Origin of the sequence: Pseudomonas sp. BNK-7, assembly GCF_048072025.1 — a bacterium.
Classification (GTDB): domain Bacteria; phylum Pseudomonadota; class Gammaproteobacteria; order Pseudomonadales; family Pseudomonadaceae; genus Aquipseudomonas; species Aquipseudomonas danubii.
The window spans coordinates 1,419,921-1,436,708 of the sequence record NZ_CP182252.1 but is presented as its reverse complement, the minus strand read 5'-3'; the positions used below and the strand labels follow the sequence as shown (position 1 = coordinate 1,436,708).

Annotated in this window: 14 protein-coding genes; 8 read left to right on the top strand and 6 right to left on the bottom strand. The window is 62.5% G+C overall.

Annotated elements, in window-relative coordinates:
- Window positions 1–9: 9 nt before the first annotated feature.
- Window positions 10–948 carry a formimidoylglutamase gene (gene hutG / locus ACMGF8_RS06720; RefSeq protein ID WP_207815543.1) on the bottom strand — a complete coding sequence of 313 codons (939 nt, stop codon included), beginning with the start codon at window positions 946–948 and terminating at the stop codon, window positions 10–12.
- A gap of 18 nt (window positions 949–966) precedes the next feature.
- On the bottom strand, window positions 967–1,692 hold the full coding sequence (locus ACMGF8_RS06715; protein ID WP_102862721.1) for an IclR family transcriptional regulator: 726 nt from the start codon (window positions 1,690–1,692) through the stop codon (window positions 967–969).
- A gap of 259 nt (window positions 1,693–1,951) precedes the next feature.
- Here ACMGF8_RS06715 and ACMGF8_RS06710 point away from each other — a divergent pair, with 259 nt between their 5' ends.
- A complete protein-coding gene (locus tag ACMGF8_RS06710) occupies window positions 1,952–2,362 on the top strand; it encodes a hypothetical protein (protein ID WP_102862720.1) in 411 nt (136 codons plus the stop codon).
- 81 nt (window positions 2,363–2,443) lie between these two features.
- On the opposite strand, the gene ACMGF8_RS06705 is transcribed toward ACMGF8_RS06710, so the two are convergent.
- The 3 genes from ACMGF8_RS06705 to gabP all read right to left on the bottom strand — a co-directional run bounded on the left by ACMGF8_RS06705 (window position 2,444) and on the right by gabP (window position 6,744).
- Window positions 2,444–2,764: a hypothetical protein gene (locus ACMGF8_RS06705; RefSeq protein WP_102862719.1), complete on the bottom strand. Its 321-nt coding sequence runs from the start codon at window positions 2,762–2,764 to the stop codon at window positions 2,444–2,446.
- 368 nt (window positions 2,765–3,132) lie between these two features.
- A complete protein-coding gene (locus ACMGF8_RS06700; protein ID WP_305949267.1) occupies window positions 3,133–5,163 on the bottom strand; it encodes a DKNYY domain-containing protein in 2,031 nt (676 codons plus the stop codon).
- A 189-nt stretch (window positions 5,164–5,352) separates the two neighbouring features.
- Window positions 5,353–6,744, bottom strand: a complete 1,392-nt coding sequence (gabP, locus tag ACMGF8_RS06695; RefSeq protein ID WP_416759083.1) for a GABA permease — start codon at window positions 6,742–6,744, stop codon at window positions 5,353–5,355.
- 565 nt (window positions 6,745–7,309) lie between these two features.
- Here gabP and ACMGF8_RS06690 point away from each other — a divergent pair.
- The 6 genes from ACMGF8_RS06690 (at window position 7,310) to ACMGF8_RS06665 (ending at window position 13,481) form a co-directional block, all read left to right on the top strand.
- Window positions 7,310–8,083 carry an ABC transporter ATP-binding protein gene (locus tag ACMGF8_RS06690; protein WP_102862716.1) on the top strand — a complete coding sequence of 258 codons (774 nt, stop codon included), beginning with the start codon at window positions 7,310–7,312 and terminating at the stop codon, window positions 8,081–8,083.
- 13 nt (window positions 8,084–8,096) lie between these two features.
- Window positions 8,097–8,849, top strand: a complete 753-nt coding sequence (locus tag ACMGF8_RS06685) for an ABC transporter substrate-binding protein (protein WP_102862715.1) — start codon at window positions 8,097–8,099, stop codon at window positions 8,847–8,849.
- Between the two features lie 65 nt (window positions 8,850–8,914).
- Window positions 8,915–9,610, top strand: a complete 696-nt coding sequence (locus ACMGF8_RS06680; protein WP_016963587.1) for an ABC transporter permease — start codon at window positions 8,915–8,917, stop codon at window positions 9,608–9,610.
- Window positions 9,607–10,296, top strand: a complete 690-nt coding sequence (locus ACMGF8_RS06675; RefSeq protein ID WP_016963588.1) for an ABC transporter permease — start codon at window positions 9,607–9,609, stop codon at window positions 10,294–10,296. Before ACMGF8_RS06680 ends, ACMGF8_RS06675 begins: the two co-directional genes overlap by 4 nt.
- A gap of 48 nt (window positions 10,297–10,344) precedes the next feature.
- Window positions 10,345–11,556 (top strand): methyltransferase, encoded by a 1,212-nt coding sequence (locus ACMGF8_RS06670; protein WP_102862714.1) that lies wholly within the window; start codon window positions 10,345–10,347, stop codon window positions 11,554–11,556.
- A 293-nt stretch (window positions 11,557–11,849) separates the two neighbouring features.
- Window positions 11,850–13,481 carry a BBE domain-containing protein gene (locus ACMGF8_RS06665; protein WP_102862713.1) on the top strand — a complete coding sequence of 544 codons (1,632 nt, stop codon included), beginning with the start codon at window positions 11,850–11,852 and terminating at the stop codon, window positions 13,479–13,481.
- Window positions 13,482–13,849: 368 nt separating this feature from the next.
- On the opposite strand, the gene ACMGF8_RS06660 is transcribed toward ACMGF8_RS06665, so the two are convergent.
- Window positions 13,850–15,433: a peptidase M20 gene (locus ACMGF8_RS06660; protein WP_102862712.1), complete on the bottom strand. Its 1,584-nt coding sequence runs from the start codon at window positions 15,431–15,433 to the stop codon at window positions 13,850–13,852.
- Window positions 15,434–15,749: 316 nt separating this feature from the next.
- On the opposite strand from ACMGF8_RS06660, the gene ACMGF8_RS06655 reads away from it, so the two are divergent.
- Window positions 15,750–16,667, top strand: coding sequence for a LysR substrate-binding domain-containing protein (locus tag ACMGF8_RS06655; protein ID WP_102862711.1), 918 nt, complete (start codon window positions 15,750–15,752; stop codon window positions 16,665–16,667).
- The last annotated feature ends 121 nt before the right edge of the window (window positions 16,668–16,788 follow it).

Below are 16,788 nucleotides of genomic sequence, written 5' to 3'. Positions count from 1 at the left end.
GCGTGCCCCTCAGTGAATCAGGCTGGCCAATAGGCGCGCGGCCACGCGGGCGGTGCGCTGGTCCTGGTCGAGCCCGGGATTGAGTTCGGCAATGTCGGCTACGCGCAATTTGCCGCTGGCCCGAGCGTGGCGTACCAGGTGCTCGACCACTTGCACGTCCACTCCGTGGGCCGAGGGTGCACTGACGCCGGGAGCCTGGCTGGCTGGCAGCACATCCAGGCAGATGGTCATGTACAGCACGTCGATACCGTCGAGAAAAGCGTCGAGGCAGGCCTCGATGGCCGGCAGGTTCCAGCCCTGCATCTGCCGGTCCAGCAGGTAGCGCACATTGAGCTCCCGGGCCTGCTCGAACAGCGCCTGGGTATTGCTCAACTCGCTGACCCCCAGGCAGCAATACTCGAAGGGCATGCCGGCCTGTCGGCAATACTCGGCGATCTGCCGGAACGGCGTGCCGGAACTGCTTTGCGGTGCCTGACGCAGGTCGAAGTGAGCGTCGAAATTGAGAATGCCAATCCGCGGACAGGGCTGTTGGCGGCGCAGGTAATCGGCCAGGCCACTGAAGCTGGCAAAGGCGATTTCATGACCACCACCCAGGCCCAGGGCCAAGTGCCCCTGTTCGAGCAACTGGCCGAGGCGATTGGCGTAGAGCTGCTGGGCGCTTTCCAGAGCGTGGCCGTTACAGGCCACGTCCCCGGCGTCATACAGCGGGCCTCGGCCGTGCCAGGCCAGGTTGGCCAGGGCCGCGCGCAAGGCCGCCGGCCCCTGGCTGGCACCGGTACGCCCCTGGTTGCGCTTGACCCCTTCGTCACAGGCCAGCCCGAGCAAGGCAACACCCGCCGGCTGCTGTTCACTCCAGGGCTGTACCCACTGGTGCCAGCGCCGGGCGGCCAGGCCTTCGGCCAGGTCGATACGACCCTGCCAGAGGTGCATGGGGGCGGTAGTGATCATGGTCTTGCTCCAGTCAATTCAATCCAGTCGGGCACTCAGGCGCTGAGCGGCTTCGCGGGTCCAGCGGATCAGCCGCTCACTGCGCTGTTCGGCGCGGAACGCCGGGGCCATGAGGCTGATGGCGCCTTGCAGGCGGTCACGGCTATCGAGCAAGGGCGCGCTGACACCCCAGATGCCGTGGTCGATCTCGCTCAGGCTCACGGCATGCCCGGCTGCGCGAATCGCCGCGTAGCTTTCCAGATACGCGGCGACATCCGCTTCCTCGACGCCCCGCTGGCGCAGGATCGACAAGCACAGCTCAGGCTCCATGTAGGCCAGCAACACCTTGGCCGAGGCGCCCAGCAGCAGCGGCTGCGCCAGGCCCTTCTGGTAGCAGCAGCGCAGGGGCTGCGGGCTGTCCACCAGTTCAATACAGATCGCCTGCCCGTTGCTGGGTACCATCAGCGCGACGCTTTCCTGACTGAGCTCGGCCAGGCGGTTGAGCTCCGGTTTGGCCAGGGTCACCAGCAGGCCTTCGCGGTCGAACTTCTTCGCCAGTTGCAGGCAAGTGGGCCCGGGCAGGTAGCGGCCCTGGCCATTGTCCTGGGCCAGCCCCCAGCGCAACAGGGTCTTGAGATGGCGATAGGTACTGCTCAAGGGCTGCTGCAAGTTCAGCGAAAGCTCCTTGGCGGACATGGCCTCCGGGGATTGCCCCAGGGCCACGAGTATTTGCAGCAGACGGTCAGTGGGCGTGTGGTAGTGCATAGCGGCCTCTTGCAGCCATGGTGCATGGACTTTCCCGGCAAATGAAATCAGATTCCCAAGCAGTGGGAAAAGACTGCAAAAAACCTTCGGCAAAAGCACACCGCTGCAATAGCCCGCGGCTCATACAGGATCGACGGTGCCCGCCAAGAGACCATGGCGGGTGCCAGCGCGGTGATTTGCTGGCATCCTCTCCCGCCTGACTGGCCGCTCGCCTGGTATCTGCGAGCGCCACCCCTTTGTGCAACAAGGTAAGACGCCCATGGCATCGATCGACAAACAACACAAACGTGCCGCCCGGGCAAAGGCCAAGGCCAAGCAAAACCGCGCCAAGCGCACAGCCCCCACCTCGGAGCTGGAACTGGACCCCAACGACAGCCGCATCGACTTCGAATCGGTAGACCTGACCGAGCTGTTCGTGAAAATGCGTGACGCTGAGAAAACCAGCCAGCAAGCGCTGTGCACGGTGTTCCTCGCGGACCCGCTGCTGGAGCTGGTCTACGAGCAGGAGGGCGAACAGGGCGCCACGGATTTCATCCTGGCGGCACTGATCGAATACCGTAACTGGTCCACCGAGGCCGACGAGGCCACGGCCCTGGCCTGGATCGAGTCCGAGGCCTTCCAGGCCGACTACCTGGCCGCATCCCAGGCACTGTTCAGCGCCGAGGGCTGAGTTTCTTCCGGGCATGAAAAAGGGCGCATTCAGCAATGAATGCGCCCTTTTCCGTTTCAGCTAAACAGCCTGGCGTGATGCTCAGGCCGCTTCCAGCCGAGGGATTTCCATGCCGATGCGCGAGCTGGCGAAGTTCAGGTCGCCGCTGGCGATGGACTGGGCCTTGAAGCCCGAGCCGATCAGGTCGCGAACATACAGCTTGTTGTACATGAACATGAACACCAGGTTGCTCAGGCCGAAAGTGAACATGGCCAGCAGGAACATGATGGCGGCCCATTTCCAGTCGGCGCGGAACAGTGCCGGGATGAAGCCGAAGAAGAACACGGTCCAGGAGAAACCAACTGGCGCTTCCTTGATGGCTCCGGTGTTCGGGTTTTTGAAGATGATTTTAGTGAACGCCATGCGCGTCTCCTTGCCGCCCTTGTTTGAGAGACCAATGGCCGGGCGATCACCATTGAACCCTGAATGCTCGTTCTTCGAACCGGGACTGTCGGGCATGCCACAGGCAGGCGCTGACAATCAGGAACCAGGGCTAGTGCGCACGGATCAAGGGAAAGAGGCGGTAGGAGGATTCAGTACCCCGACAAGCATTCAGTCCCTTGCAATACAGCGCTATTCCCTAGCTCCTCTCACGCTGGCACGCAAGAGCTCTTATCGAAGAGCGCGCAGGCTACTATTTCGCCTGCATGCTGTCCATGAAACGCCATGTAACAAGTGAAAAATCCAATAAAAAAGGCCGCGGTCAATGCTGACAGCAGCCGTTTTGTCACTCAGAACGCCAACTTTTCAGCAGCCTCTGCCGAATCCTTCGTCATCGCCTGGTGGAACTGCTCGGCACTGATTTCGCTGAGCGTGGTGTAACCGTCGTAATGGTAAAAACGCTGTTTGTCCCGTGCATAGCGGTCCGCGAGAAACTCCAGGCTGGCCAGGTCGATGCGCTTGGCACTCACCGGGCGCCGGCCACAGAACAGCTTGCGCGTGCCCAGCTGCAAGAAGTCCGGATGGGGAACCCTCACTTCTTCCGGGCTGAACTCCACCTCCAGCGCCTTGCCGGCAGAAAACATCTGCGTCGCGCTGAAGGCGTAGCTGCCCATGAAGCGCGTGTGGGCCGGGTCGAGGTTCCTTTTTCTTTCGCTGTAGTAGTACACCGCGCCCTTATCCCTGGCCCAGCCATGCCCACAAGACTCGAAGCTGGCCAGATCCGCCTTACCCAGCGGCTCAGGCGCCTGATAAAAGACCCTGTGGCAAAAAACCGTCTGGCCATCGGTTAGATAGGGCCCACCCAGGGCACGGTACTGATCGACGGAGGCTGAAGAAAATCGCTCCGGCACCTGGGTCTCGGCACGATGAAAGGGGATCAGGTACAAGCCGTTGGCATCACCGCACAGGTGCGTGTCCAGCAGCTTGAAACTGCCGGCATCCAGACCATTGATAGCGCGACCATGAAAGTGCACCTGGTGCCCCAGCTCAAACCCCAAGCCGATGGAGCGCAGGGCGGGCGTTGTCGACGCTGGCTCACAGGGCTTTTGCAAACGGTGCCACCAGTAGCCCTGCAGCTGCGGGTGAGCCTCGAAGAACGCAGCCCACTCCTGCAGCATCCCGTCATCAATCACCCCAGCCGAACCGAGAGGGCCGTGCTTGTCGCCCACCAGCACCGGTGAATGGTTGTACTCACCGCGCTCCAGCCGGGCCACCACAAAACTCTGCACATCCACATCCAGCGGCTTGTTGAACAGATAGGCGCGCTGCTCGTCGGCGTAGTAATGAAACCCCAGGTGGCGAAAACTCGGAGCATGGGCCCCGCGCAAGCGGGTGCCATTGCAGTAGACAAACTGGTCGTCCACAGCCACGTACGGGTCCGGCGTTTCACTGCGACTCAAGACTCGTCCCGCAGCATCGAACACCGACTCAACGCGGTTCAGCAAGCGAAAGTCGCCGACATAACGCAGGGTCTTCCCGGTCAGGAAGTAGGCCCGTTGGGCGTCCTTGGCGTAGCGCTCATTGAGCACACAGAACGTCGCCAGATCGGCCTTGTCGATGCGGTAGAAATACTCGTAGGCAATACCGGAGCCCTGCTGCGCCTGGACGATCACCGAATGCCCATCGGTGCCCCAGCGCCGGGCCAGCATGTGAAAACCGTCCGGATTGGCAATCGGCAACGGCGAACCGTCCTTCTGGTGCAGCGGCACGCCGCCCCGGCAGACCTGATCATTGATCACCTGATAAGCCGGATGGTTGGTGCCACGCACCCGGTCCTCGGCGCTGGCGATCACCCGTGCGCCCAGGAAGACCTTGGCGCCGTCACTGAACAGCACCGCAGATGAAGGCCAGTCCTCCGGCACCGGGTCCAGCAGCGCCAGACGCTCTGGGTGTGCGTCCTCGATCAGCGCCAGCCCATAGTCGTGACAGAAGTAGGCCCGCTGGTGATCGCTCCAATGGTCATGGCCAAGGCTTCGCAACCCGCGACACACGCGCATCGGCAACGCCTGCAACGGGTGGTAGCCGTAACGTTCGAAGTAACGGGGCAAGGCAAAGTAATCGGCCCGGGCATCACGCAGCAGGTGCCGATGAACACGATGGCGCCAGAGCGGTTCGCCCTCTACCAGAGGGGAAACCGGGTATTGCTCGGCCGCGGCCTGAGAAGCCTGCTCAGCCGGCGTCCGCCCCTCACGCTGCAGCATGAGGTACACGTCCCGGGCCCGCTCCTCCACCAACAGCGCCCCCTCCATAAAGGCAAACCCCTGATGCCATTCAAGGTCGAGCTTTTCCCACTCGGCAAAATCCATGTCCAAGCCCTTCATCGCCGCATCCCAATGCTGACCGAGCGGTGGATTATCAGCAGGCGACCTGCGAGCGTAAAGCGCCCCGACGCCAGACCGCGACTGAGCATCAGCCCGCCACAAACAGACATGCCACCTCGCATTCGGACATGAAAAAGGCCGCGGTCATCTCTGAGCGCAGCCTTTTTCCACAAGCAGTGAATCAAACCGTCAGTTCAGCGCCAGAGCCCCGCTGCGCTCGGCCTTGCGCCGACGGGCCACCAACAGGCCCGCAGCGATGACGATGACACTGAGCAGGCCAGTGGCGAGGATCTCCACCCGATGCTCTTCCTGGAACAGCATGATGCCCAGGATCGCGACGATGAACACGATCACCGCGTAGGTCAGGCCTGGGAACAGCCACATGCGGAAGGCGATCTTCTCGCCGACGGCCATGCGTTTCTGGCGCATGCGCAGTTGCGATACGGCAATCACCAGGTAGACCAGCAAGGCGATGGCGCCGGAACTGGCCAGGAGGAACTCGAACACCGCAGCCGGCGCTACATAGTTGGCGAACACCGCAAGGAAGGCCGCAGCGGTGGACAGGATCACCGCCCAATATGGCGTGCCGCTGGCATTAGTGCGCTTGGCCACAGCCGGAGCATCGCCCCGCTTGCCCAGGGAGAAGAGCATGCGCGAGGCGGTGTAGAGCGCCGAGTTCAGGCAACTGGTCACGGCCACCAGCACCACCAGATCGACGATCAGCTTGGCGTTGGGAATGCCCATGCGATCGAGCACGGTCTGGTAGGAACCGACCTGGGCCAGGCTTGGGTCGTTCCACGGCACCAGGGCCACGACGATGAAGATCGACACCAGGTAGAACAGACCGATCCGCCAGATCACCGAATTGGTGGCCTTGGAAATCTGTTTGCCCGGGTTGTGGGATTCCGCCGCAGCGATGGTGACGATCTCGGTCCCCATGAAGGAGAACATGGTGGTCAGCATGGCCGCCAACACCGCGCCCATGCCGTTGGGCATGAAGCCTTGGGTGTCCACCAGGTGCGAGACGCCGCTGACCTGGCTGCTGGGCAGCAAGCTACAGATGGCGGCAAGGCCGAGGATCACGAAGCCGATGATGGCCACCACCTTGATCAAGGCGAACCAGAACTCGAACTCGCCGTAGTTCTTCACGCTGAACAGGTTGGTAGCGGTCAACAGCAGGGTGATCACCAGGGTGAAGACCCAGATCGCCACGTTGGGGAACCAGGCATGCAGGATGGTTGCAGCGGCGTTGGCTTCCAGCGGGATCACCAGCACCCAGAACCACCAGTACAGCCAACCGATGGTGAAACCGGCCCAGTGGCCAATGGCCCGATCGGCGTAGGTCGAGAACGACCCGGTGTCCGGCGAGGCGACGGCCATTTCCGCCAGCATGCGCATCACCAGCACCACCAGGGTGCCGGCGGCGGCGTAAGCCAGTAGCACGGCCGGACCGGCCTCGGCGATGGCGTGGCCGGAGCCGACGAAGAGACCCGCGCCGATAACGCCGGCGATCGACAGCATGGTCACATGCCGTGGTTTGAGCCCCTGTTCGAGGTCATTGGAGAGTTGCGTACCGCTCATGAAAAGCACCTTTGCAACGAAAAAAGAGTCACTCCACCCGGTCTGCATTCGTTCTCGTAAAAAGAATTCAACAGGGCGTTCTTTATTTCGCACGCAAGAATTGCGCCAAAATGTTACAGAGTCCCGGACAACAGGGCTTGGCGAGCCGACCGATGGAAATCCCAAGTCATTGAGAATAATGGTATTTCGCCACTTCGTTACCGGGCGACTCACTTTGTAGGACGAAACAGCGCACCAGAAACACACCCCCAAAGTGCGTGATGCACAATTAGGAAGCAGATCCATGACCTTTGGCCCGTTAACCCTTCCAACACCCGGCCAAAGCTGGCACCATCGCGCCTTTTTTTACGCGACACCTACCGGATTTCAGGCGAATTCAGGGTTCAAACGGGCGTTCGGTTGTTGATGGGGCGACAGTCTTCTGTGCTGATGCGACAACCTGCCACATACCCTCTGTTTACCTCCGGTAGCGCTGTTGGCTGCGCTTGGAACCCTATGCTAGCTTGGCGCCTCGCCAGGAAGGCCGCCAACAGCAGGAGCACAATGAACTCTATGAGGACCGCACATGGCTGAGGCCACGCCCGCGCTTGAAATCCGCAACTTGCACAAACGCTACGGCACTCAGGAGGTACTCAAAGGTATCTCGCTGACCGCACGCGACGGTGACGTGATATCGATCCTGGGTTCCTCCGGCTCCGGCAAGTCCACTTTCCTGCGTTGCATCAACCTGCTGGAAAACCCGCACCAGGGCCAGATCCTGGTGGCCGGCGAAGAGCTCAAGCTCAAGGCCGCGAAAAACGGCGAGCTGGTGGCCGCCGACGGCAAGCAGATCAACCGCCTGCGCAGCGAAATCGGGTTCGTCTTCCAGAATTTCAATCTCTGGCCGCACATGAGCGTGCTCGACAACATCATCGAGGCACCGCGCCGGGTGCTGGGCCAGAGCAAGGCCGAGGCCATCGAAGTGGCCGAAGCGCTGCTGGCCAAGGTCGGTATCGCCGACAAGCGCCACGCCTACCCGGCCCAGCTGTCCGGCGGCCAGCAGCAACGCGCCGCCATCGCCCGCACTCTGGCGATGCAACCCAAAGTCATCCTGTTCGACGAGCCGACCTCGGCCCTGGACCCGGAAATGGTCCAGGAAGTCCTCAACGTGATCCGCGCCCTGGCCGACGAAGGCCGTACCATGCTGCTGGTCACCCATGAAATGAGCTTTGCCCGCCAGGTCTCCAGTGAAGTGGTATTCCTTCACCAGGGCCTGATCGAAGAGCAGGGATCGCCACAGCAGGTCTTCGAGAACCCGCTTTCGGCACGCTGCAAACAATTCATGTCCAGCAACCGCTAACGGAGCTACACGCATGCAGAGCTATAAGAAGATCCTCCTGGCCGCTGCCGTCACTCTGGCTTTCAGCGCCAGCGCTGCCGCCGAGACCCTGAAAATGGGCATCGAGGCCGCCTACCCACCGTTCAACAACAAGGATGCCAGCGGCCAGGTGGTCGGCTTCGACAAGGACATCGGCGACGCCCTGTGCGCCAAGATGAAAGTCGAATGCACCGTGGTCACTTCCGACTGGGACGGCATCATTCCGGCCCTGAACGCGAAGAAGTTCGACTTCCTGATCTCCTCGCTGTCGATCACCGACGAGCGCAAGCAGGCGGTGGACTTCACCGACCCGTACTACTCCAACAAGCTGCAGTTCATCGCCCCTAAAGACAAAACCGACTTCAAGACCGACAAGGCCTCGCTCAAGGGCAAGATCATCGGCGCGCAACGGGCGACCCTGGCCGGCACCTGGCTGGAAGACAACCTGGGTGACGACATCACCATCAAGCTCTACGACACCCAGGAAAACGCCTACCTGGACCTGACCTCTGGCCGCCTGGACGCGATCCTGGCCGACAAGTACGTCAACTACGAGTGGCTGAAAAGCGAAGCCGGCAAGCCTTACGAGTTCAAGGGCGACCCGGTTGAAGAAAGCGACAAGATCGGGATTGCCGTGCGCAAGAAAGATCCACTGCGCGAGAGACTCAACGCCGCCCTGAAGGAAATCGTGGCCGACGGCACTTACAAGAAGATCAACGACAAGTACTTCCCGTTCAGCATCTATTGATACTGACTTGCCTGACCGGCGCCTGCCCCCTGGGCGCCGGTCCTTAGCAAAGCCATCCAGACCCCATGAATATCGATCTCTACGGATTCGGCCCGGCGCTCGCCGCCGGCGCGCTGATGACCGTCAAGCTGGCCCTCTCGGCATTGTGCCTGGGGCTGGTGCTCGGTCTGCTCGGCGCCTTGGCCAAGACTTCTCCGTACAAGCCGCTGCAATGGCTTGGCGGCGCTTATTCGACCCTGGTGCGCGGCGTTCCCGAGCTGCTCTGGGTCCTGCTCATCTACTTCGGTACGGTCAACCTGATGCGTGCCCTGGGCGAGTTCTTCGGCAACCCCGATCTTGAACTCAATGCCTTCGCCGCCGGGGTGATCGCCCTTGGCCTGTGCTTCGGCGCCTACGCCACCGAAGTGTTCCGCGGCGCGATCCTGGCCATTCCCAAGGGCCACCGTGAAGCCGGCATGGCCCTGGGCCTGTCGAAATGGCGGATCTTCACCCGGCTGATCATGCCGCAGATGTGGCGCATCGCCCTGCCGGGCCTGGGCAACCTGTTCATGATCCTGATGAAGGACACCGCCCTGGTGTCGGTGATCGGCCTGGAAGAAATCATGCGTCACTCGCAGATTGCCGTGACCGTTTCCAAGCAGCCGTTCACCTTCTATATGGTCGCCGCCTTCATGTACCTGGGCCTGACCGTGCTGGCCATGACCGGCATGCACTTCCTGGAAAAACGCGCCGCTCGCGGCTTCGCAAGGAGCGCCCAATGAACTGGGAAGTGATCATCAAATGGCTGCCAAAGCTGGCTCAGGGTGCAACCCTGACCCTGGAGCTGGTGGCCATCGCGGTCATCGCCGGCCTGCTGCTGGCGATCCCCCTGGGCATCGCCCGCTCATCACGGCTGTGGTACGTGCGCGCCCTGCCCTACGCCTACATTTTCTTCTTCCGCGGCACACCGCTGCTGGTACAGCTGTTCCTGGTGTACTACGGGCTGGCGCAGTTCGATGCGGTGCGTGAAAGCGCACTGTGGCCCTATCTGCGCGATCCGTTCTGGTGCGCCACCGTGACCATGACCCTGCACACTGCGGCCTACATCGCCGAGATCCTGCGCGGTGCGATCCAGGCCATCCCGCCGGGTGAAATCGAGGCCGCGCGGGCCCTGGGCATGTCCCGACCCAAGACGCTGTTCTACATCATCCTGCCGCGCGCTGCGCGCATCGGCCTGCCGGCCTACAGCAACGAAGTGATCCTGATGCTCAAGGCCAGTGCCCTGGCCAGCACCGTAACCCTGCTGGAACTGACCGGCATGGCACGCACCATCATTGCCCGCACCTACCTGCCGGTGGAGATTTTCTTCGCCGCCGGGCTGTTCTACCTGGTGATGGCCTACGTCCTGGTACGCGGCTTCAAGCTGCTGGAACGCTGGCTGCGAGTCGACGCCTGCCAGGGACGCTGACCTTCCCCCGCTCCCGCCCGGGAGCGGGCCTGCCCGGACCCACCGCCCATGCCCTCGATCCTCCAAGGCCCCGCGCTGCTCGATCGCTTCCAGGCCCTGGACGGCTTCCTGCTTGAACACCAGGCGCTCTGGCGCCCGCGCCCGTTCCACCATCTGCAACTGCCGTGGGAATCCACTCATCCCGAACTGGCCCAGTGGCTAAGCCAACGCTCCCTGGAAGACGCCGAAGCCGCCCACAACCATCCGCAGCAGCTCCAGGCGCCGGCGCCCTTTGCCCAACTGGCGGAGCAGGCCCAAGCACTCGGCGCGCTGGGCGAACTTCCCATAAAGGCACTGCCCGCGCCTCACCCGCGCCTCAATGTCGACGTGCCCGGGCGCAAATGGCAGCAGATCGAAGCCTTCGCCGCCTGCCTGCAATTCGACCGCGCTCCGACTCACTGGCTTGACTGGTGCTCCGGCAAGGGCCACCTCGGCAGGCGTCTGCTGCAACCCGGGCAGCAACTGACCTGCCTGGAATACGACCCGGCGCTGATCGACAGTGGCGAGCAACTGAGCCGGCACCACGGTTTGCCCGCGCGTCATGTGCAACAGGACGTGCTGGCCGATGACACGCCCCAGCAGCTCTGCGCCGAGCACAGTCCGGTGGCCCTGCATGCGTGTGGCGATCTGCATGTGCGCTTGATCCAGCTGGCCAGCCAGCAGGGTTGTCCACAGCTGGCCATTGCCCCGTGCTGCTACAACCGCACCCGCGCCAGCCACTACCGGGGCTTATCCACAGCGGCCCAGGCCTCGCGCCTGGAACTGTCCCTGGAGGACCTGGCCCTGCCCATGAGCGAAACCGTCACCGCCGGCGCTCGGGTCCGGCGCCAGCGCGACCGCTCCATGGCCCGGCGCCTGGCCTTCGACCTGCTGCAACGGCAAGTGCGCGGGGTCGACCAATACCTGCCAACGCCTTCGCTGCCCAGCCACTGGCTGGACAAACCCTTCGCCGACTACTGTCGCGACCTGGCCGCCCTCAAGGACTTATCCACAGTCGATTGCCAGGATTGGGCCGCGCTCGAAGCCGCCGGCTGGCAGCGCCTGGCCCAGGTGCGCAACCTGGAGCTGCTGCGGGGCCTGTTCCGCCGCCCGCTGGAATTGTGGCTGGTGCTGGACCGTGCGCTGTTCCTGCAAGAACAGGGCTACGCCGTGCGCCTCGGAACCTTCTGCCAGGCTCCCTTGACCCCGCGCAATCTGCTCCTGCTGGCAGAGCGCCCTTAACCGCCTGCTACGACAACTCCGACCCATGCTCGTTGTGCATAACCACCGCGGCCAGTGACCTCACCAACGGACGTCGGATACCCCATGGGTCACCCGCAAGCCATTGAAAGTCGCCGAGCCAGCCGGGGAAGTGACTCAACTTCACAAAAGAAAAAAACCAAGCTCATGACGCCTACTAGTCTCTAAGGCGTGCAGGGCATATGCCGCACTCAAGCCACAGCTCTGGCGCAACTCAAGCGGTCATGTTTCGACAGGAAGTCGCCAAGCTCACCATCACTGACAGGGAGTCAACCATGAACATCATCGACCCTCAGGCACCCACCTACGAAACCCTGCAAAAGGGTTTCAACTTGCGTTGGCCACCCAGTATCGAACAGGGCGCGAACCGAATTTATGTGTGTACGACACCTGATGAAGTTCTGACGGCAGCCAATACAGCACTGCATGATGGCTATCGCATTACGGTGCGCAGTGGCGGCCACTGCTACGAGGGCTTTGTTTCCAACAAGTTGAGCGGCGAGACACAAAACCTGGCGATTATCGACCTCGGTGAAATGAAAGGCCTGAAGTACGACGAGAGCCAAACCATCACTTCGCCCTGGGATAGCCAGAACAAGACGTATCGTTTCATGGCATTGACCGGCAATCAGAACTGGGACGGCTACCTGTCGCTGTACAAGCAGGCCGGGCGCACCCTTCCTGGCGGCTCATGTTATTCGGTCGGTTTGGGCGGGCACATCAGCGGCGGCGGTTACGGTTTGTTATCGCGCCTTCAGGGCTTGACCGTGGACTGGGTCACCGGCGTCGACCTTCTTGTGCCTGTGGAAAACTCGCGGCAACTGGAGTTCCGGCATGTTCGCGCGGACAGCCCGTCGAACAACGACAAGGCATTGTTCACCGCCTGTTGCGGGGCCGGCGGCGGCAACTTCGGCATCATCATCGGCTACTACTTCGACCAACTCCCACAAGCCCCGCAACAAGCCTACTGGATTCCCCTGGCCTACCCGTGGAAAGAACTGATTCCCAACTTCTCGAACTTCCTGCGGGCCTATTGGCAATGGTTCTCGGATAACGACGCCAACGCGACCAGCCCGGTGGAAGGCGTTGGCAACGGTGGCTTGTTCACCCTGCTGAAACTCAACCATGTGGATACCTCCGACCATGTGGTGCTGGCGATCCAGTACACCGGCCCCAATGGCCGGGTCGGCGGCGCCAACGATATCCCGCTCAACGACTTCATCAGCAAGATGAACGCCGCGGCGGGCATCACGCCGACCCTGCATGACGGCTTTATCGCGCCTAACATTGCCCCGCTCAGGCACCCGCTCGCCGGCAGGAAATTCAGAGGCGCGGTGCCTGAGCACACGGCGATGGACTGGCTGTACGTCACGCAAATGATCAACGGCTCGGGCAACAATCAGCGGGGCAAATACAAGTCTGACTATCAGGTCGAACAGTTCTCCGAACAGGCCTGCAACGCCCTGCTGACGCACTTGACCGAAGCCACGCCAGACAAACGCTTCAGCCAGTCGCTGGTACAGATCGACTCCTACGGCGGGGCGATCAATAAAAAGGGCATGGGCACCACCGCGGTTCCGCAAAGAAGCTCACTGCTCAAAGCCCAATACCAGACGTACTGGACCCACGCTGCCGACGACGCGGTGCAAATCGCCTGGATCCGCAACATCTTCACCGCCGTGCACGGCGGCAAGCCCAAGCGCCCCACCTACGATGGCTGCTACATCAACTACCCCGATGTCGACATGAAATACACCGCCACCGGCACGGTAGACCCCGACTGGCTGAACTTGTACTACGGCTGGAACAGCGAACTCATCAACAGACTGTCCAACTTGAAAGCCGCCATCGACCCCAACAACCTGTTTCGTCATGAACTGTCCATTCCGGCCACGAAGGCCGAGTAGGTCGCAGCCTGGCCCCCCGGCGGCATGACCACAGCCTGCTCGGCTGAGCCTGCGTCGCAGGTTCGATGAGCAAGCTGTGGAGCCGTGCGACAGGCTGTCGCGACCTGTGGATAAGTCTGTTGATGGAATTCTGGCAAAGCCTTTGATTGCATGGCGCTGAAGGACTTTTGCAGACTGGTCATTTTTTGTTCACAAAATAAAAGCCCGAAAAAACAGCCAGTTGCATAAAGATGAGAACGGCTCCACAAATCCGACAGTTCCCGGCCCTGGCGACCCATCCGTTGTGCATAAACACCTGAGCGAACGGGCATAACGCCCTGCGCCCAGGTGCCAGGGAGCGACCTCAGGCAAGGGCCTGATAGCGCCCCTTACTCATCGGCCCGCGCCGGGATCCACCACTCTTCGCCCCGGGCGGTGCTGATGTACTCCGGCCAGCGGAAATCATGGGGCACCTTGAAGTCCTCGGGCAGCAGCGGCGCCTGCCAGCGGCTGCCGCCGATGCCGCCGCCGGTACGCTCGACGAACTCGGCCTTGGCCGCGCTGAGCAGGGCTTCGTCGGTCAGCAGGTCGACCAGGGTCGCGGCGATGGTCTTGGCGGCGACCTCGATCATCGGGTCGATGGTCTGGCGAATGCCGCCCAGGGCGTTGGACACCCAGTCCGGATAGACCGTGCCCGGCGGCGCGCTGAGCATCGGCCGGGCCACCAGCAGGCGCACGGTCGGGCAGTGCCAGGTGTATTCCGGGTAGTCGTCGGAGGTCAGGTAGTTCTGCCAGGCCGGCATTTGCAGGCGCATCTGGCGCTCGCATTCCTGGGGCTCGATCAAGGCTTCGGTGGCCGGCAGGAAGGGCTTGTCCATGGCTTCAAGGCCGAGGTTGCGCTGGATCTCGCGGGCGATTTCCCGGGCTTCCTCATCCCACTGCGGGGCGCCTACCGCCGCCAGGTTGTCGTAAGTGGCCTGGGCCATGACGTGGTTGGGCAGGCCGCCCCGGGACTTGCAGACCCAGGTCTTTTTCCAGCGACAACCGGTGGCCATGGCCGCGGCGGCGGCATTGTTGTCCATGACCTGGGAGATGGTTTCGGCCTGCTCGATGGAGTCGCAACGCAGCAGGTACTGGATCTGCGACAGGTGCGGCGGCAGGTTGTCGGCGGTGGCCTGGCCGGCGGTGAGAATCGCCTCGTTGTAGCTCCACAGGCCGGTGAACGGCAGGGTCGAGCGACGCAGACTTTCGTTGAGGGTGTAGAAATGCACCAGGGCGTCGTTGGCCCCCGGCGCTCGGGCCGCCAGGTGGTTCTGCGGAATCGGGCTGTAACGATCGGCGGCGATCCAGTTCTGCGGGTCCTCGCAGGTGAAGCTGTAGATGTAGGCGTAGGCGATGCCGCAGTGGGTGTCCCAGGTGGTGGTGTTGTTCAGCGGCAGCATGTAGGTGGGGTGAAAGCTGATGGCCGCGTCGAGGTCGTCGTAGTAGCCCTTGGCGGCGTGGACCGGCTTGGAGGCGCGGAGTTTTTCCGCCGGCTCGCCGAAGAACCTGATGCTGCCCTGCAGGCCGAATTCCACCATGGTCGCCTTGGCCGCCAGGGCCCCGCCAAGGGCGCTGATGCCCAGGGCCGAATGCGGGTCGGTGTGCCCCGGGGCAAAGCGCGACAGGCCATCGCGCGGCTGCTTGCGGGTGGTCGCCGCCTGGCAGTTGCCGGGCACCGCATCGTACTCGCCGTAGGTGGCCAGCAGCGGGCCCTGGCCCTGGGTGAAGGTGGCGCAGAAGGCCGTGGGCATGCCGCCGCTGCCGCGCTCGACGGTGAAGCCCTCGGCCTCCAGCAGTTCGACATACCAGGCACAGGACTTGTACTCGCGGAACGCCGGCTCGGCGTAATGCCAGATGATCTGGTGCCAGTCCGACAGTTGCTGGCGGTGGCGCTCAACCCAATCGAGAGCGAATGCTTTGTAGCGGGACATGCGCGGCACTCCTGGTTATCCAGGTTCCGGCCGGCCGCTGCCCGGACGCCTCGGCACCCGTGCAAGACCTGCAGGACCTCTTGTTGTTATAGGGATGGTCCGGTCGGTTGCGGCCCGGATCGAGGTCCAGTATTGGTGAAGCAGCTGCGACATCAATCGAATTTTTTCGCCAGCAATGTCAAAGAAAATTGACCAGTTCGGCGCCATCGCGGCCCATACTGCGACGCGGCCGGCCCCTCCTCGGGGCCCTGCCTGGGCAGCACCCAGGTACCGGCCGGTCCCCTTCGAAGACAGGTTTCCTTGACCCGGAGTTTGCATGCGCTATCCCTCGATCACTGCCCTGCGCGCCCTCGACGCCGTGGCCCGGCTAGGCAGCGTGACCGCCGCCGCCCAGCAACTGAGCCTGACCCGCAGCGCCATCAGCCACCAGATCATCAGCCTGGAACAGAGCCTGGGTTTTGCCCTCACCGAACGGGTCGGGCGCGGCATCGGCCTGACCTACCAGGGCGAGTGCTACGCCCGGGAAGTGCGGCGCATCCTCGCGGACATCCAGGACGCCGGGCGGCGTTTCGACGGCCAGGCGGTGTCGGGCAAATTGCGCATCAGCTGTAATCCGGGCTTTGCCAGTTTCTGGCTGTGCAACCACATCAACGGCTTCCTGCGCCAATACCCCCAGGTGCAGCTGCAGGTGGTCAGCCCTCGGGCCCAGGACGACACCAGCGACGCCGAGGCCGATCTGTTCATTGCCTATGGCATCGGCGACTGGCCGGGGCTGCTGGTGGAGCAGATCGTCACCCTGCGCTTCTCGCCGGTGTGCAGCCCGCGCCTGATCAACGCCATCGGCGGTTTGAAGAGCCCGCTGGACCTCAAGGACTTTCCGTTGATCCACATGAGCGACACCAGCGACTGGCGGGTCTGGCTGGCGGCCGCCGGTGCCAGTCAGGTCAACCCCGACCGTGGCATTACCTTCTCCGACGCCCATTGCGCGCAATCCGCCTGTATCGCCGCCCAGGGCGTGGCCATCGGCGACAACCTGCTCAGCGGCGATGCCCTGGCCCGGGGGCTGCTGGTGCGCCCGTTCGATATCAGCATCAGCGCCCTGCGCGGTTATTTCCTGGTGATCAATCCGGCCAAGGCCGAGCGGCCAGCGGTCCAGGCCTTCAGCGACTGGCTGAAAAACCAGCTGCAGGCCAGTGCCCAAAGCATCAGTGACAGCCCGCTGATCGAGCCCTGAAAGCCGAGTCGAATGGGAAATTTCACTCACCAATGAGGCAAAAATTATTCCATTGATGTGGCGTTGCTTTTCACAATAATGAATCCACCACCTGCTGCACTCACAATAAAAATTCAATCGT

Coding starts and splice junctions, on each gene's coding strand:
- ACMGF8_RS06655 (WP_102862711.1), top strand. CDS start 15,750: ATGCGCTATCCCTCGATCACTGCCCTGCGCGCCCTCGACGCCGTGGCC.
- ACMGF8_RS06710 (WP_102862720.1), top strand. CDS start 1,952: ATGGCATCGATCGACAAACAACACAAACGTGCCGCCCGGGCAAAGGCC.
- gabP (WP_416759083.1), bottom strand. CDS start 6,744: ATGAGCGGTACGCAACTCTCCAATGACCTCGAACAGGGGCTCAAACCA.
- ACMGF8_RS06680 (WP_016963587.1), top strand. CDS start 8,915: ATGAATATCGATCTCTACGGATTCGGCCCGGCGCTCGCCGCCGGCGCG.
- ACMGF8_RS06665 (WP_102862713.1), top strand. CDS start 11,850: ATGAACATCATCGACCCTCAGGCACCCACCTACGAAACCCTGCAAAAG.
- ACMGF8_RS06705 (WP_102862719.1), bottom strand. CDS start 2,764: ATGGCGTTCACTAAAATCATCTTCAAAAACCCGAACACCGGAGCCATC.
- ACMGF8_RS06685 (WP_102862715.1), top strand. CDS start 8,097: ATGCAGAGCTATAAGAAGATCCTCCTGGCCGCTGCCGTCACTCTGGCT.
- ACMGF8_RS06670 (WP_102862714.1), top strand. CDS start 10,345: ATGCCCTCGATCCTCCAAGGCCCCGCGCTGCTCGATCGCTTCCAGGCC.
- ACMGF8_RS06700 (WP_305949267.1), bottom strand. CDS start 5,163: ATGAAGGGCTTGGACATGGATTTTGCCGAGTGGGAAAAGCTCGACCTT.
- ACMGF8_RS06690 (WP_102862716.1), top strand. CDS start 7,310: ATGGCTGAGGCCACGCCCGCGCTTGAAATCCGCAACTTGCACAAACGC.
- ACMGF8_RS06675 (WP_016963588.1), top strand. CDS start 9,607: ATGAACTGGGAAGTGATCATCAAATGGCTGCCAAAGCTGGCTCAGGGT.
- ACMGF8_RS06660 (WP_102862712.1), bottom strand. CDS start 15,433: ATGTCCCGCTACAAAGCATTCGCTCTCGATTGGGTTGAGCGCCACCGC.
- hutG (WP_207815543.1), bottom strand. CDS start 948: ATGATCACTACCGCCCCCATGCACCTCTGGCAGGGTCGTATCGACCTG.
- ACMGF8_RS06715 (WP_102862721.1), bottom strand. CDS start 1,692: ATGCACTACCACACGCCCACTGACCGTCTGCTGCAAATACTCGTGGCC.